Consider the following 15108-nt stretch of genomic DNA (forward strand, 5'->3'; position numbering starts at 1 on the left):
CCTTCCCCGCGACGCCTTCTGCTTCGCGCGCTGCGCGGGCCCCACCGTTCATCGCTCCCCATGCTCGACAATCTGACTCAACGGATGGCGCGCGTCGTCAAGACGCTGCGCGGCGAAGCCCGGCTCACCGAGGCGAACACCCAGGAAATGCTGCGCGAGGTGCGTCTCGCACTGCTCGAGGCCGACGTGGCGCTGCCCGTCGTGCGCGAGTTCATCGCGAAGGTCAAGGAGAAGGCGCTCGGCGAGGAAGTGATCGCCAGCCTGTCGCCGGGTCAGGCGCTCGTCGGCGTGGTGCAGCGCGAGCTGACCGCGGTGATCGGCGGCGATTACGAAGGCAAGGCCTCCGAACTCAATCTCGCCGTCACGCCGCCTGCGATCATCCTGATGGCGGGTCTGCAGGGTGCCGGTAAAACGACCACGGTTGGCAAGCTCGCGAAGCTGCTGCGCGAGAAGTACAAGAAGAAGGTGCTGACGGTTTCGTGCGACGTCTATCGTCCCGCCGCTATCGCGCAGCTGAAAACGGTGACCGAGCAGGTCGGCGCGGACTTCTTCCCGTCGGAGCCGAACCAGAAGCCGGTCGACATCGCGCGCGCCGCGGTCGACTGGGCCAAGCGCCACTATCACGACGTGCTTCTCGTCGACACGGCCGGACGTCTCGGTATCGACGAAGCGATGATGCAGGAAATCGCCGCGCTGCACGCCGAGCTGAAGCCGGCGGAAACGCTGTTCGTCGTCGACGCGATGCTCGGTCAGGACGCGGTCAACACCGCGAAGGCGTTCAGCGACGCGCTGCCGCTCACCGGCGTCGTGCTCACCAAGCTCGACGGTGATTCGCGCGGCGGCGCGGCGCTGTCGGTGCGTCACGTGACGGGCAAGCCGGTCAAGTTCGTGGGCGTCGCCGAAAAGCTCGACGGCCTCGAAGTATTCCACCCCGACCGCATGGCGAGCCGGATTCTCGGCATGGGCGATATTCTCGCGCTCGTCGAGGAAGCGCAGCGCGGCGTCGACGTGCAGGCCGCGCAGAAGCTCGCCGACAAGGTCAAGAAAGGCGGCGACTTCGACCTCAACGATTTCCGCGCGCAGCTCTCGCAAATGAAGGGCATGGGCGGCTTGTCCTCGCTGATGGATAAGCTGCCCGCGCAGTTCCAGCAGGCCGCCGCCGGCGCCGACATGAGCCAGGCCGAGAAGCAGATGCGCCGCATGGAAGGCATCATCAACTCGATGACGCCGGCCGAGCGCGCCAAACCCGAACTGATCAAGGCGACCCGCAAGCGCCGCATCGCCGCGGGCGCGGGCGTGCAGGTGCAGGAAGTCAACCGCATGCTGAACCAGTACGAACAGATGCGCACGATGATGAAGAAGCTCAAGGGCGGCAACCTGCAGAAGATGATGCGCGGCATGAAGGGCATGATGCCCGGCATGCGCTAAGCTTGATGGGACCGGCGCGCGCTCGCGCCGATGCGCGGCGTGGCTGACTTCGGCATCGTGCGGGTTTATTCTGTAGCGCATCGCGTCGTCCCTCGCGGGAACGTCCCTCGGGATGTTGCCACTCACACTATGTATACAGTTATCGGCCGTCAGACGTCATGAACCGCGAAGAAGCCCTGCAGATTTTTCAACATTCCGAAGAGATCGTTTCGGCCTCGGACGTCACTGCGTCGATCGCCCGCATGGCGGCCGCCATCCGCGACGAGATGAGCGAGGACTTTCCGCTCGTGCTGTCGGTGATGGGCGGCGCCGCGGTGTTCACCGGCATGCTGCTGCCGCACCTCGATTTCCCGCTCGAGTTCGACTACATCCATCTGACGCGCTACCGCAATACGACGAAGGGCAGCAACGAGATGCAATGGCGCGTCGCGCCGGCCGAGTCGGTCAAGGATCGCGTGGTGCTCGTGCTCGACGACATCCTCGACGAAGGCGAGACGATGGCCGCGATCCGCGACCGCATTCTCGCGATGGGCGCGAAGCGCTTCCTGTCCGCGGTGCTGTGCGAGAAGATCATTCCGAAGGCGAAGCCGCTGCGCCCCGATTACTGCGGCTTCGAAGTGCCGGACCGGTACGTGTTCGGCTGCGGGATGGATGCGAAGGGCTACTGGCGGAATCTGCCGACCATTCGGGCGTTGACCGAGGGGGCGTGAGCGGCGCATCCGTGTACCGGCGAAAAAAAAGCAGCCTGCCCGGCTGCTTTTTTTTATGGCTGCGACGTTGGCGGCTCGCGCACCGGCTCCCGCTTTACAGCTTGTGCACGAAAGAGCGGATCCCGCCGAGCATCATCTCGACTGAAATCGCGACGAGCACCAGCCCCATCAGCCGCTCGAACGCCGCCATCACCCGTTCACCGAGCCACGCCTGAATGCGCTCGGCGAGCATCAGCACGATCGCGCAGATGATCATCGTGACGGTCAGCGCGCCGACCCACTCGAACGTCTTGCCCGGCGCCTGCGAGGTCAGCAGCATGACGGTCGCCAACGCCGACGGACCTGCGAGCGCCGGAATCGCGAGCGGCACGATCAGCGGCTCGCCGCCGCGCGCGTCGCCGCCGAATGGACCGTCCGGATGCGGAAACACCATGCGCAGCGCGATCAGAAACAGCACGATGCCGCCGCCGATCCGCAGCGACTGGTCACTCAGGCTCATCATGCGCAGAAAGCTCTGCCCGAGCACCATGAACACCAGCAGGATCGCAAACGCGATCGCGACCTCGCGCAGGATCACCACCGTGCGGCGCTCCGGCGACACCCCACGCAGACAGCTAATGAAGATCGGGATGTTGCCGAGCGGATCGGTGATCAGGATCAGCAGCACCGTCGCGGACAGGAAGGTGTACTCCACTGCCCGCCCCGCTTAGTTCGCGAGCGCCGCGCGCACTTTGTCGATCACGGTCTGCGCGGCGTCCGCGACCGGCAGCAGCGTCGCTTCGGCGTCGCGACGGCCCTGATACTCGATCTTGCCGTCCTTCAGCCCGCGGTCGCCGATCACCAGCCGATGCGGCACGCCGATCAGCTCCCAGTCGGCGAACATCACGCCCGGACGCTCGCCGCGATCGTCGAGGATCACGTCGATGCCGGCCGCGACGAGTTCCGCGTACAGCTTGTCGGCCTGCTCACGTACCGCGTCGCTGCGGTCGTAGCCCATCGGGCACAGCACGACTTCGAACGGCGCGATCGACTCCGGCCAGATGATGCCTTTGTCGTCGAAATTCTGTTCGATCGCGGCGCCGAGAATACGCGTGACGCCGATGCCGTAGCAGCCCATTTCCATCGGCCGCGGCTTGCCGGTTTCGTCGAGGCAGGTCGCGTTCATCGCTTCGGAGTACTTCGTGCCGAGCTGGAACACGTGGCCCACTTCGATGCCGCGGCAGATGTCGAGCACGCCCTTGCCGTCCGGCGACGGATCGCCCTTCTTCACGTTGCGGATGTCGGCGACGACCGGCTCCGGCAGGTCGCGGCCCCAGTTCACGCCGGTGGTGTGATAGTCGACCTCGTTCGAGCCGACCACGAAGTCGCTCATGTTCGCAACCGTGCTGTCCGCGATCACCTTGACCGGCTTCTTCGTGTTGATCGGACCGAGGTAACCCGGCGGCGTGCCGAACGTCTCGATGATCTCGGCTTCGGTGGCCATGCGGAAGTCGGCGAGGCCGGGCAGCTTGCCGACCTTGATCTCGTTCAGGTCGTGGTCGCCGCGCAGCATCAGCAGCCAGATGGTCGGCTCGGCGCCTTCGTTTTCGGTGGCGAGGATGACCGACTTGATCGTGCGCTCGAGCGGAATGTTCAGCAGTTCGGCGACCGCCTCGCATTTCGCCTTGCCGGGCGTCGCGGTCTTTTTCATGTCCTCGGCCGGCGCGGCGCGTTGCGCGATCAGCGGCAGCGCGTCGGCGGCCTCGACGTTCGCGGCGAAATCGGAACTCGGGCAATAGGCGATCGCGTCTTCGCCGGTGTCGGCGATCACGTGGAACTCATGCGAGCCGCTGCCGCCGATTGAGCCGTTGTCCGCCGCGACCGCGCGGAACTCGAGGCCGAGGCGCGTGAAGATGCGCACGTACGCGTCGTACATCTTGCGATACGACTCGCGCAGACCTTCCGCGTCCTTGTCGAACGAGTACGCGTCTTTCATGATGAATTCGCGGCCGCGCATCACGCCGAAACGCGGACGGATCTCATCGCGGAACTTCGTCTGGATCTGATAGAAGTTGACCGGCAACTGGCGATAGCTCTTGATCTGGTTGCGCGCGATGTCGGTCACGACTTCCTCGTGCGTCGGGCCCATCACGAAATCGGCCTGCTTGCGGTCCTTGAATCGCAACAGCTCGGGACCATACTTCTCCCAGCGGCCCGATTCCTGCCACAGTTCGGCCGGCTGCACGGCCGGCATCAACAACTCGATGGCGCCTGCCCGGTTCATTTCCTCGCGCACGATCGCTTCCACCTTGCGGATCGAACGCAGGCCGACCGGCAGGTAGTTGTAGATCCCGCCCGCGACGCGGCGGATCATGCCCGCGCGCACCATGAGCTTGTGGCTGATGATTTCGGCGTCGGCGGGCGCTTCTTTGAGGGTGCCGATAAAGAAACGGGAAGCTTTCATTCAAGGTGTCCAAAAGCGGCGGCTTCCGGTGGGACCGCCAGAAAAGGTGAAAACATGGGGAAAATCGACACAGATCAGCGGCGAAGCCAGCGGGGTTCGCCCGACTGGCGGCACCCTGCCCCCGTGCGGCGCCGAAACCGCCGCGCAAAGCCTCTCGCAAGGGATCGGGCACGCAAAACCGACAGGCTACCGCAAACACGGGCTGTTGCGGCGAATCGCGGCAATCTCATGCGATTCGGTGCGTAGGGTCCGTTATCTGTTTATAATCAAAGCAATTTTAAAGGATTCGAAGGTGGTTGTATGCTGGATCGTGAAGGCTTTCGCCCGAACGTCGGCATCATCCTCTTGAACGCGCACAACGAGGTGTTTTGGGGCAAACGGCTCCGTGAACATTCCTGGCAGTTTCCGCAAGGGGGCATCAAATATGGCGAGACCCCCGTGCAAGCGATGTATCGGGAGTTACACGAAGAGACCGGACTGCTTCCTGAGCACGTCAAGGTGATCGGTCGCACGCGCGACTGGTTGCGTTATGAGGTGCCTGACAAGTTCATCAAGCGCGAAGTACGCGGTCATTACCGCGGCCAGAAACAAATCTGGTTTTTGCTCCGGATGGTAGGACGCGACTGCGACATCTGTCTGCGCGCCACCGACCACCCAGAGTTCGATGCGTGGCGTTGGAACGAGTATTGGGTACCGCTCGACTGTGTGATCGAGTTCAAGCGGGATGTGTATCAGTTGGCGCTGACGGAGTTGTCCCGTTTCATGCGCCGGCCTGCGCCGCGTGCGGAAAAACCTGGCGGGCATCATGGGTCGCGTTATCCTCGGATAGCGTCGTCGATGCAAAGCCCGCCGGATTCCGCGGTAAGCACGGTGGTCACCACCGTCACTACCGTAAGTTCGGTCAGTGTCGAAACTTCGACGCGCGTGCTGGTCGTGCCGGATTGCGGCCCCGGCTCACCGGATGCAAACATTGCACCGGAGCATGAGCAGGAAACGGCCGAAGCCGACGAGGTCGGCGCCCCGTCAGTCCGACGAGGGGTGCGCGATTAACCATTCCAAGGCGGCGGCTCACGCCGCCTCTCTCTGGCGCGGCCTTCGGGCCGCGTCCGTCTTTCGAGGGAATCAGATTGAAAGCATTTGCACTCGCCGTGGCATGCGTCGCCACCGGCGCCCTGCTGGCAGGCTGTTCGAGCGCCGGCAAACCGACCAATAAAGACGACAGCGAGTTCGTCTATCTGCTGGATCGTAAGAGCAACTGGGTTGAAAACAAGGTCGACACGTTGCCGCCGCTGCCCACCGACACGAACCTGCTGCCGTTCGAGGTCTCCGGCAATACGCCGCTGCAATTCGCGATCGACCCGAAATCGGTCAGCGTCGGCGACGACGGTGTCGTGCGTTACACGGTGGTCGTCACGAGCCCGGGCGGCGCGCGCAACGTCAATTACGAGGGCATCCGCTGCGATACGTATGAATGGCGTCAGTACGCGGGCCTCAACGCCGATCACGACGGCTGGGACACGACGGTCGCGAACCAGTTTTCGCGCATCGAAAACGGTGCGCTGAACGCGTACCAGGCCGCGCTGTATCAGGACTATATGTGCGCGAACAAGATTCCGACCGGCAACGCGCAGCGCATCGTCGAGAACATTCGTTACAAGCGCACGCAGACGTCGCAGATTCATTGAGGCCGTTTGTGCGGCACACCTGATTCAGGCGCCGTTGCTTACACATGACGACAAAAAGCCGTTCCAGCCTGCGCTGGAACGGCTTTTTTGTCGGCGCTTTGTGCGCTCGCATCCTAAAGATCAAATCAGCACGAGATTGTCGCGGTGAATCAGCTCGGGCTCCAACATATAGCCCAGCACCGACTCGATTTCGCCGCTCGGACGCCGCTGGATCAGCTTGGTTTCCGCGCTGCTGTAGTTCGTCAAACCACGTGCGACTTCACGGCCCGACGCGCTCAGACACGCGATCACCTCGCCGCGCGCGAAAGCGCCCTGCACGCCGACGATGCCGATCGGCAGCAGGCTCTTGCCGCCGGCGGTCAATTTTTCGACCGCGCCGTCATCGATCACGACGTGGCCGCGCACCTGCAGGTGATCGGCCATCCATTGCTTGCGCGCCGCCATGCGCGCGGTGCGCGCGATCAGCTGCGTGCCGATCGCCTCGCCGGCCGCCAGTCTCAGCAGCACGTCCGCTTCGCGCCCACTCGCGATCACCGTATTGGCGCCGCTATGGGCTGCGCGCTTCGCGGCAAGAATTTTGGTCAGCATGCCGCCGCGGCCGAGGCTTGAGCCCGCGCCGCCCGCCATCGCCTCGAGATCGGGCGCGCCGGCGTCGGCTTGCTGGACGAGCGTCGCGTTCGGGTTCTTGCGCGGATCGGCGGTGAAGAGGCCTTGCTGGTCCGTCAGAATGATCAGCGCGTCGCCCTCGATCAGATTGGCGACCAGCGCGCCGAGCGTGTCATTGTCGCCGAACTTGATTTCGTCGGTGACGACCGTGTCGTTCTCGTTGATGATCGGTACAACACCGAGCCGCAGCAGCGTGAGCAGCGTGGAGCGCGCATTCAGATAGCGCTCGCGGTCGGCGAGGTCGGCGTGAGTGAGCAGGATCTGCGCAGTCCGGATGGAATGCTCGGCAAAGCGGCTTTCGTACACTTGCGCGAGGCCCATCTGGCCGACCGCCGCGGCCGCCTGCAATTCATCGATTTCACGCGGCCGCTTGGTCCAGCCGAGCCGCTGCATGCCCTCGGCGATCGCGCCCGAACTGACCAGCACGACTTCCTTGCCCTGCGCGCGCAGTGCGGCAATTTGCGCGGCCCAGCGGCCGATGGCCGCATGATCGAGGCCGCGCCCGTCGTTCGTGACGAGGCTCGAACCGACTTTGACGACCAATCGCCGTGAATCTGCGATGACGGAACGCATTGTGCGCTGTCTCCCAAGATGACGCGTGATGCATGCCGACGCCCGCCGCAGGCGCCGGCGCTCGAGTTGTTATTCCTGCGGATCGGTGCCGGCTTCGCGGGTCGCGGCCGGTACTTGCGTCCCCTCTCGGAAACGCACGTCGGAGGCGAGGTCTTCGGCTTCGGCCGCGCGTTGCGCGTCCGAGTGCTCGGCGAGGTAGTCGAACACCGCATAGCAAAGATTTTCACAGCCCTGGCCGGTCAGCGCCGAGATCTCGAACACCGGACCGTCCCAGCCGAAACCTTCGAGGAAAGCCGCCACGCGCGCTTCGCGATCGTCCTCAGGCACCATGTCAAGCTTGTTCAGCACAAGCCAGCGCGGCTTCTGATAGAGCTCTTCGTCGTACTTGCGCAGTTCGTTGACGATCGCCTTCGCTTCCGCGACCGGATCGATCGATTCATCGAACGGTGCGATGTCGACGATATGCAGCAGCAGCCCGGTACGTTGCAGGTGACGCAAGAATTGATGGCCGAGGCCGGCGCCTTCCGCCGCGCCTTCGATCAGCCCCGGAATGTCCGCAATCACAAAGCTGCGGCTCGGCCCGACGCGCACGACGCCGAGGTTCGGCGCGAGCGTGGTGAACGGGTAATCGGCAATTTTTGGCTTCGCGTTCGACACCGACGAGATGAACGTCGACTTGCCTGCATTGGGCATGCCGAGCAGCCCGACGTCGGCCAACACTTTCAGTTCGAGGCGGACCATGCGGCGCTCGCCCGGCTTGCCGTCGGTCTTTTGACGCGGCGCGCGGTTCGTGCTGGACTTGAAATGGAGGTTGCCGAGACCGCCGGCGCCGCCTTGCGCGATTTGCACGCTCTGGTTGTGCTCGGTCAGATCGGCGATCAGCTCGCCGGTTTCCATGTCCGTGATGGTCGTGCCAACCGGCATGCGCAGCGTGATGTCGTCGCCGCCCTTGCCGTAGCAATCTGAACCGCGGCCGTTTTCGCCGTTGCGCGCCAGATGTTTTTTCGCGTAGCGGTAGTCGATCAGCGTGTTGATGTTGCGGTCAGCAACCGCGATCACACTGCCGCCCCGGCCACCATCACCGCCATCCGGACCGCCGAACGGAACGAACTTCTCGCGGCGCATCGACGCGCTGCCATCCCCTCCGTCGCCGGCGATGACTTCAATCCTCGCTTCGTCAATGAACTTCATGCGTTACTCCGTCCCGTGGTGTACTGCCCGATTCGATGCAGGGGCGTTACTGATTGGATACTTGCTATTTTGCCGCGCGCGCCGCGCGTTGATCAATCGACCGAACGGCATAGTCGCCGGTGATGAACTGCCGCCTGCGCGGCTTCGGCGCCACACGAAAGAGACGCCGCAATAAAAAAGGCCCCGCGAACTTCGCGGGGCCTTTTCCGGTCCTGAAGCCCGTGCCTGATTAAACTCAGGCTGCCGGGACGACGGAAACGGTGTGCTTCTTCGCCGCGCCCTTCGTCGAGAACTGGACGTGGCCGTCCTTCAGCGCGAACAGGGTGTGATCCTTGCCCATGCCGACGTTCTCGCCAGCGTGCATGCGCGTACCACGCTGACGCACGATGATGCCACCAGCGTTGATAGCCTGGCCGCCGTAAACCTTAACGCCGAGGCGCTTCGATTCGGAGTCGCGGCCGTTCCGGGACGATCCGCCTGCCTTTTTGTGTGCCATTTGATTTGCTCCTTAACCGGTGCGCTTACGCGTTGATCGCGTCGATGCGCAGTTCGGTATAGTTCTGGCGGTGGCCGCCATGCTTCTGGTAGTGCTTCCGGCGACGCATCTTGAAGATCGTCACTTTGGCGTGACGCCCTTGCGACACGACGGTAGCCTTGACGGAAGCCCCACTGACCAGCGGCGTACCGAACTTAATCGATTCGCCTTCGCCCACTGCGAGAACCTGGTCGAGCGTGATTTCAGCGTCAATGTCTGCCGGTATCTGTTCTACTTTAAGTTTTTCGCCGACGGCAACTTTGTACTGCTTGCCACCGGTTTTTATGACCGCGTACATTGAAAACCTCACTCTGTATTCATTTTTCCCACGCACCGCGCGCGGAAACTCTCAATTATACATAGAGTTAGCTGCTCGGTCAAAACCTGCTTACCAAACCGCCTACCGTTCGGGCTCACCCTCTCTCGCAGAGACTAAACCAGCGACGCGCGGCGGCCCGCAGACGCCCTTGGCGAGCGGCCCTCACGCCATGCGGAAAGCATCCGCACCGCAGCCGACGACCCGGAAGCGCCCCGATCGCCTTATAATTCGCGGCACTACCCAATTCAGCCATCATGTCGTCGACTGCCACCACCTCCCCCAACGTCGCCAGCCTGCTTGCTCCGATCGCCGAAGACATGCAGCAGGTCAATCGCGTCATCCGGCAACGTCTTGCGTCGGACGTGATGCTGATCAACCAGATTTCCGAGTACATCATCAGCGCCGGCGGCAAGCGGCTGCGGCCCGCGCTGCTGTTGCTGGTGGCGGGCGCGCTGGGCGACACGACGGGACACCGGCACGAGCTTGCCGCGGTCGTCGAATTCATTCACACGGCCACGCTGCTGCATGACGACGTGGTCGACGAGTCCGACCTGCGGCGCGGCCGCCAGACCGCCAACGCGCTGTTCGGCAACGCCGCGAGCGTGCTGGTCGGTGATTTCCTGTATTCGCGCTCGTTCCAGATGATGGTCGGCGTGGGCAAGATGCGCGTGATGGAAATTCTGTCGGAGGCGACCAACATCATCTCCGAAGGCGAAGTGCTGCAGTTGTTGAACATGCACGATGCCGACGTCGACGAAGCCCGCTACATGCAGGTGATCCGCTACAAAACCGCAAAGTTGTTCGAGGCGGCCGCCCAACTCGGCGCGGTGCTCGCCGGCGCGGACGCGAAAACCGAAGCCGCCGCCGCCGAATATGGCCGCCGCATCGGCACCGCGTTCCAGATCATGGACGACTGGCTCGACTACACGGGCACGGCCGAGTCGATGGGCAAGAACGCCGGCGACGATCTGCGCGAAGGCAAACCGACGCTGCCGCTCATCTATCTGATCGAACGCGGCACGCCCGAGCAATCGGCGCTCGCGCGCGAAGCCATCGAGCAAGGTGGCACCGACCGTTTCGATACGATTTTCGACGCGATCACGCGATCGGGCGCGCTCGACCACACGCTCGAGTGCGCAAAACAGGAAGCGCAAGCAGCCGCGGCAGCAATTTCCTCATTTCCCCATTCCATTTTCAAAGAGAGCCTGCTAGAATTATGTTCTTACTCGACGGCAAGACAGTCTTGAACGAGACTGAAACGCCGAATTAGTCCGAATCGAGTCAGCAGTACCCAATCGGGGTGTAGCTTAGCCTGGTAGAGCGCTACGTTCGGGACGTAGAGGCCGGAGGTTCGAATCCTCTCACCCCGACCAGATTCTCCCTTGTTAGCTCAAGGTTCAAAAACCGCCGCAGCATTGCTCGGCGGTTTTTTGTTTTGCGCGATACCTTTTTGCTGCTGTCGTGCTGCCTTTCGCTGCATTTTTTCCTCCGCCAAGGTAGCACAGCGCGCACGTCGCGACGTTGTCGTTCGAGCGGCGCCAGCCGCCGTTCACGGCGGAGCGCGTGGCCCCCTCTGCTATATTCTCTCCATCCTTTCCCTTATTTTTCACGACGCGTGGAACAACTTCCCTTATGGGCGCAGATCGGCGCCGTCCTTCTGCTGCTTGTCTGCTCCGCCTTCTTTTCCATTTCCGAGACAGCGATGATGGCGCTGAACCGTCATCGGCTCAAACATCTCGCCAGCAAAAACACCCTCGGCGCGAAAACTACCCAGGGACTGCTAGCGAAAACCGATCAGTTGCTGAGCGTGATCCTGATCGGCAACAACCTGTTCAACACGATCATTCCGGTACTGACTACATCGCTCGCGTTGCATACATTCGGCCGCAATAGCCTCGTGCTGTCGATCGCGACCGGTATCGTCGCCTTCCTAATCATCGTGTTCGCAGAAATCACGCCGAAGATCGTCGGCGCAACCTTTCCCGAGAAAATCGCGCTGCCCGCGAGCCTGCTGATCGCGCCATTGATGCGCATCGGGAAACCGGTGATCTGGTTCGTCAACCTGTTCGCCACCGGCATCCTGCGCGTGCTGCACATTAATACGAAGGGCGCGCGCGATCAGCGACTGTCCACCGAGGAACTGCGCACCATCGTGCTCGAGTCGGGCAGCTTCATGCCGACCAAACACCGCAGCATCCTGCTGAATCTGTTCGACCTCGAAAACATCTCGGTCGATGACGTGATGATCCCGCGTCGCCGCATCGAAGCGCTCGACTTCGATGCACCGTTCGAACAGATCCTGCATCAACTGGAGACCTGCTATCACAACAAGCTGATCGTCTACCAGGGCGACATCGACCGAGTGCTCGGTGTGCTGCACGTGCGCAAGACCCTTTCAGCGCTGCACAACCAGGAGCTCGAACGGGATACCTTGCGCGAGCTGCTCGCCGAGCCGTACTTCGTGCCAAGCGGCACGCCGGTGTTCCAGCAGTTGCAATACTTCCAGGAGAGCCGGCACCGCATCGCGCTCGTCGTCAACGAATACGGTGAACTGCAAGGCCTCGTCACGCCGGAAGACATCATCGAGGAGCTGATCGGTGAATTCACCACGTCGATTCCGCGTGGCGCCAGTTCGCGCGGCGGCTGGAACGAAGCGGGCGAATGCATCGTCGCGGGCAGCATGCCGTTGCGCGAGCTGAACCGCTGGCTGCAACTCGCGCTGCCCACCGATGGCCCCAAAACGCTCAACGGCCTGATTCTCGAAATTCTCGAAGACATTCCCGACGGCGACGTCTGCGTACGCATCGGCGACACCAAGCTCGAAGTAATGCGCAGCGACGATCAGGCAATCCGCACCGTCAAGCTGTTCAAACCGCCGTCGCGCACCAAGGCCGGAAAAGCAAGATCAGGCTGAAACCCGGGCCGTCGCTCGCTAATTCATGGTCAGCATTGCACAGGCTCACGACGCGCGCCATTAGCCGAATGGCCGAATGGCATTCGGACGCCCGCATCCGGAAGATGAAGCCGTCATGTTCTACAGGCGGCTCATCACCGGTCTCTCATGCAAACACCCTTTGCCACCGCTGCGGCATTGCCGCGCCCACTCGCTGCCGACGGCGAATCCAGCGCAACCAATCTGAACGATCCGGACAACGCCCCGGCCGTGCGTCTGTTGACCGACACGTTGCACGAAGCGACGCGGCGCAATGCGTCCGATATCCACATCGAGCCGGCCGAGCACGGCTGGCATGTGCGGCTGCGCATCGACGGCGTACTGCATGAAATCCCGCGGCCGCCCGCGCATCTACGCGATGCCTTCGTCACGCGGGTGAAGGTGCTCGCGCGCATGGACATCGCCGAGCGACGCGTGCCGCAGGACGGCCGGCTACGCCTCGCGACGTCGCCCGGGCGACTCGAGGATTACCGCGTCAATTCACTGCCGACGCTGTTCGGCGAAAAGCTCGTGCTACGACGGCTCGACGCGCTGCCCGCTGATCTTTCGCTCGATTCGCTCGGCCTCGATCCGCGGCAGCGCGAAGCCGTCGATGCCGCGATCCGCGCGCCGCACGGTCTGATGCTCGTCACCGGACCAACGGGCAGTGGCAAGACGCTGTCGCTGTACTGCTTACTGAATCTGCTGAACGGCGAGGCACGCAACCTCTGCTCAGTGGAAGATCCGGCCGAGATCCAGCTGGCCGGTATCAACCAGGTCAGCGTGCGCGAAAAAGCCGGGCTAACGTTCGCGGTCGCACTGCGCGCGTTCCTGCGTCAGGACCCGGACGTGATCATGGTCGGCGAAATCCGCGACAACGAAACCGCCGACGTCGCCGTGAAGGCCGCGCAAACCGGCCACCTCGTGCTGTCCACGCTGCATACGAACGACGCGCCCGCGGCCATCGCGCGGCTCATCGATATCGGTGTCGAGCCGTACAACCTTGCAGCCGCGCTGCGGATGGTGACCGCGCAGCGGCTGGTGCGGCGACTATGCGTCGCGTGCCGCGCACCCGCGCCGCATTCGGCGACGGCGCTCCACGCCGCTGGCTTCGGCGAACAAGAGCTCGACGGCTGGCAACCGTATGCGGCGACCGGCTGTGCGGCTTGCCATGGCATCGGCTATCGGGGGCGCGTCGGCATCCATCAGGTGATGCCCGTTTCCGACGCGATGCGCGAGCTGATCGTCGCAAGCGCGGGTGCGCACGAGCTGGCCCGCCTCGCGCAGACCGAACAGGTCGCGACATTACGCGACGCGGCGCTAGCGCGCGTACGCGACGGCACCACCAGTCTCGCCGAAGCGCTCGCCGCCACGGAGGTCGCATGAGTACCGCCGCGCAGTCACCGACACGGCCCGTCTCAGCCGACCTGCGCTTCAGATGGCGCGGCGTCGACGCGGACGGCAAGCGCCATAGCGGCACGCTGATCGCGCCCGACGCGAGCGCCGCCCGCACGCTGCTCAAACGCGACAGCCTCTTTATCGTCGAACTCGCAACGCAAGGCCCGGCGCCACGCCCGAAGAGCAGCGCGGCCGATGTCACGCTGTTCACGCGGCAACTTTCCAGTCTCCTGCGTGCCGGCTTGCCGCTCGCGCCCGCGCTCGAACTGCTCGCACAGACGCCGACGTCGGGGCAGCGGCAAGGCATGCCGCGCATCGTCGGCACGGTCGCGCGCGACATCACCGCCGGCCTGCGGTTTTCGGCGGCCTTGGAGCGGCACCCGGCGCAGTTCAATGCGCTGTATTGCCAACTCGTCGAGGTGGGCGAAGCGGCGGGCGCGCTCGTCACCGTGCTCGCCCGCCTCGCCGACGATCGCGAACGCGCCGCCGCACAGCGTGCAAAGGTGCGCGCGGCTCTCACCTATCCAGTCGCGATCCTGCTACTCGCGATCGCGATAACCGCCGCGTTGCTGGTGTGGGTCGTGCCGACGTTCAAGCAGATCTTCGATGGCTTCGGCGCCAAGCTGCCCGCGCCGACGCAGTTCGTGCTGGCGCTCTCGGCGGGTGCCGCGCGCTGGAGTGTGCCGCTGTTCGTGCTGATGCTCGCAATGAGCTCGGCCATCACATTCGTGCTGCGTCGATCAATAAGCGCGCGCATCCGCTTCGCTCGCCTGTCGCTCAACCTGCCAGTGGCCGGCCCGCTGCTGCGCACGCTGTGCGCAGCGCGGTGGAGTCGCGCGCTCGGCACCCTGCTGTCCGCCGGCACACCGCTCGCCGACGCGTTCGATTCGCTGACGCAGGCAACCGGCAATGCCTTCTTCGATCGCGCGACCGCGAGCATCGCCATCAGACTGCGGCGCGGCGAAAGGCTCGCCGCGGCGATGCGCGCGGCCCGCTGCTTTCCTGCCGAGGTCGTGCAGCCCGTTGCGGTCGCCGAGGAATCCGGCGCGCTCGACAGCATGCTGCTCGATGTCGCGTCACTTGCGGATCGCCAGGTCGACGACAGGATCGGCACGCTATCGAGCCTGTGCGAACCGCTCGTGATCGTCGTGCTCGGCACGCTGGTCGGCGGCCTCGTAATCGCGATGTATCTTCCCATTATTCAACTCGGCAACGTGGTGTAGCATCG

15 protein-coding genes and 1 tRNA gene are annotated in these 15108 nt (G+C 63.7%); 9 read left to right on the forward strand and 7 right to left on the reverse strand.

Annotation, left to right across the window (positions count from 1 at the left end; all coding sequences use genetic code 11):
• Positions 1–60: 60 nt before the first annotated feature.
• Together ffh and AB3X96_RS29310 are read left to right on the forward strand one after the other, a co-directional pair.
• Complete coding sequence (gene ffh / locus AB3X96_RS29305; RefSeq protein WP_176105005.1) at positions 61–1428, forward strand: signal recognition particle protein; 1368 nt, start codon at positions 61–63, stop codon at positions 1426–1428.
• Positions 1429–1586: 158 nt separating this feature from the next.
• Positions 1587–2138: a hypoxanthine-guanine phosphoribosyltransferase gene (locus AB3X96_RS29310; protein WP_018437636.1), complete on the forward strand. Its 552-nt coding sequence runs from the start codon at positions 1587–1589 to the stop codon at positions 2136–2138.
• 94 nt (positions 2139–2232) lie between these two features.
• Here AB3X96_RS29310 and AB3X96_RS29315 read toward each other — a convergent pair whose 3' ends face one another.
• Entirely contained in the window at positions 2233–2832 is a 600-nt protein-coding gene (locus AB3X96_RS29315) for a MarC family protein (protein ID WP_176105003.1), read from the reverse strand.
• 12 nt (positions 2833–2844) lie between these two features.
• Positions 2845–4581 (reverse strand): proline--tRNA ligase, encoded by a 1737-nt coding sequence (locus AB3X96_RS29320; protein ID WP_176105002.1) that lies wholly within the window; start codon positions 4579–4581, stop codon positions 2845–2847.
• 300 nt (positions 4582–4881) lie between these two features.
• Between AB3X96_RS29320 and AB3X96_RS29325 the strand changes: the two genes are divergently transcribed.
• Both AB3X96_RS29325 and AB3X96_RS29330 read left to right on the forward strand, forming a co-directional pair.
• Complete coding sequence (locus AB3X96_RS29325) at positions 4882–5631, forward strand: RNA pyrophosphohydrolase (protein ID WP_176121900.1); 750 nt, start codon at positions 4882–4884, stop codon at positions 5629–5631.
• 77 nt (positions 5632–5708) lie between these two features.
• Positions 5709–6266 carry a CNP1-like family protein gene (locus AB3X96_RS29330; protein WP_176105000.1) on the forward strand — a complete coding sequence of 186 codons (558 nt, stop codon included), beginning with the start codon at positions 5709–5711 and terminating at the stop codon, positions 6264–6266.
• 120 nt (positions 6267–6386) lie between these two features.
• On the opposite strand, the gene proB is transcribed toward AB3X96_RS29330, so the two are convergent.
• The 4 genes from proB to rplU form a co-directional block, all read right to left on the reverse strand.
• Positions 6387–7505, reverse strand: coding sequence for a glutamate 5-kinase (gene proB, locus AB3X96_RS29335; protein WP_368592450.1), 1119 nt, complete (start codon positions 7503–7505; stop codon positions 6387–6389).
• Between the two features lie 69 nt (positions 7506–7574).
• Positions 7575–8696 carry an Obg family GTPase CgtA gene (gene cgtA, locus AB3X96_RS29340; protein ID WP_176104998.1) on the reverse strand — a complete coding sequence of 374 codons (1122 nt, stop codon included), beginning with the start codon at positions 8694–8696 and terminating at the stop codon, positions 7575–7577.
• A 235-nt stretch (positions 8697–8931) separates the two neighbouring features.
• On the reverse strand, positions 8932–9192 hold the full coding sequence (gene rpmA / locus AB3X96_RS29345; RefSeq protein WP_008923994.1) for a 50S ribosomal protein L27: 261 nt from the start codon (positions 9190–9192) through the stop codon (positions 8932–8934).
• Positions 9193–9217: 25 nt separating this feature from the next.
• The gene (rplU, locus tag AB3X96_RS29350) at positions 9218–9529 is read right to left on the reverse strand and encodes a 50S ribosomal protein L21 (protein WP_007180329.1); all 312 of its coding nucleotides are present in this window, start codon (positions 9527–9529) and stop codon (positions 9218–9220) included.
• A 275-nt stretch (positions 9530–9804) separates the two neighbouring features.
• On the opposite strand from rplU, the gene AB3X96_RS29355 reads away from it, so the two are divergent.
• Entirely contained in the window at positions 9805–10797 is a 993-nt protein-coding gene (locus tag AB3X96_RS29355; protein WP_026229109.1) for a polyprenyl synthetase family protein, read from the forward strand.
• A gap of 49 nt (positions 10798–10846) precedes the next feature.
• Positions 10847–10923, forward strand: a tRNA-Pro gene (locus AB3X96_RS29360).
• 24 nt (positions 10924–10947) lie between these two features.
• Here AB3X96_RS29360 and AB3X96_RS29365 read toward each other — a convergent pair.
• Positions 10948–11103, reverse strand: coding sequence for a hypothetical protein (locus AB3X96_RS29365; protein WP_368592451.1), 156 nt, complete (start codon positions 11101–11103; stop codon positions 10948–10950).
• 62 nt (positions 11104–11165) lie between these two features.
• On the opposite strand from AB3X96_RS29365, the gene AB3X96_RS29370 reads away from it, so the two are divergent.
• From AB3X96_RS29370 to AB3X96_RS29380, 3 genes are all read left to right on the forward strand, one after another.
• Complete coding sequence (locus AB3X96_RS29370) at positions 11166–12464, forward strand: HlyC/CorC family transporter (RefSeq protein WP_176104997.1); 1299 nt, start codon at positions 11166–11168, stop codon at positions 12462–12464.
• Positions 12465–12611: 147 nt separating this feature from the next.
• Positions 12612–13868 carry a GspE/PulE family protein gene (locus AB3X96_RS29375; protein ID WP_368592452.1) on the forward strand — a complete coding sequence of 419 codons (1257 nt, stop codon included), beginning with the start codon at positions 12612–12614 and terminating at the stop codon, positions 13866–13868.
• The gene (locus tag AB3X96_RS29380; protein ID WP_368592453.1) at positions 13865–15103 is read left to right on the forward strand and encodes a type II secretion system F family protein; all 1239 of its coding nucleotides are present in this window, start codon (positions 13865–13867) and stop codon (positions 15101–15103) included. Before AB3X96_RS29375 ends, AB3X96_RS29380 begins: the two co-directional genes overlap by 4 nt.
• Positions 15104–15108 lie beyond the last annotated feature (5 nt).

Origin of the sequence: Paraburkholderia sp. BR13439 (assembly GCF_040948805.1) — a bacterium.
In the GTDB taxonomy this organism is placed as follows: Bacteria; Pseudomonadota; Gammaproteobacteria; order Burkholderiales; family Burkholderiaceae; genus Paraburkholderia; species Paraburkholderia youngii.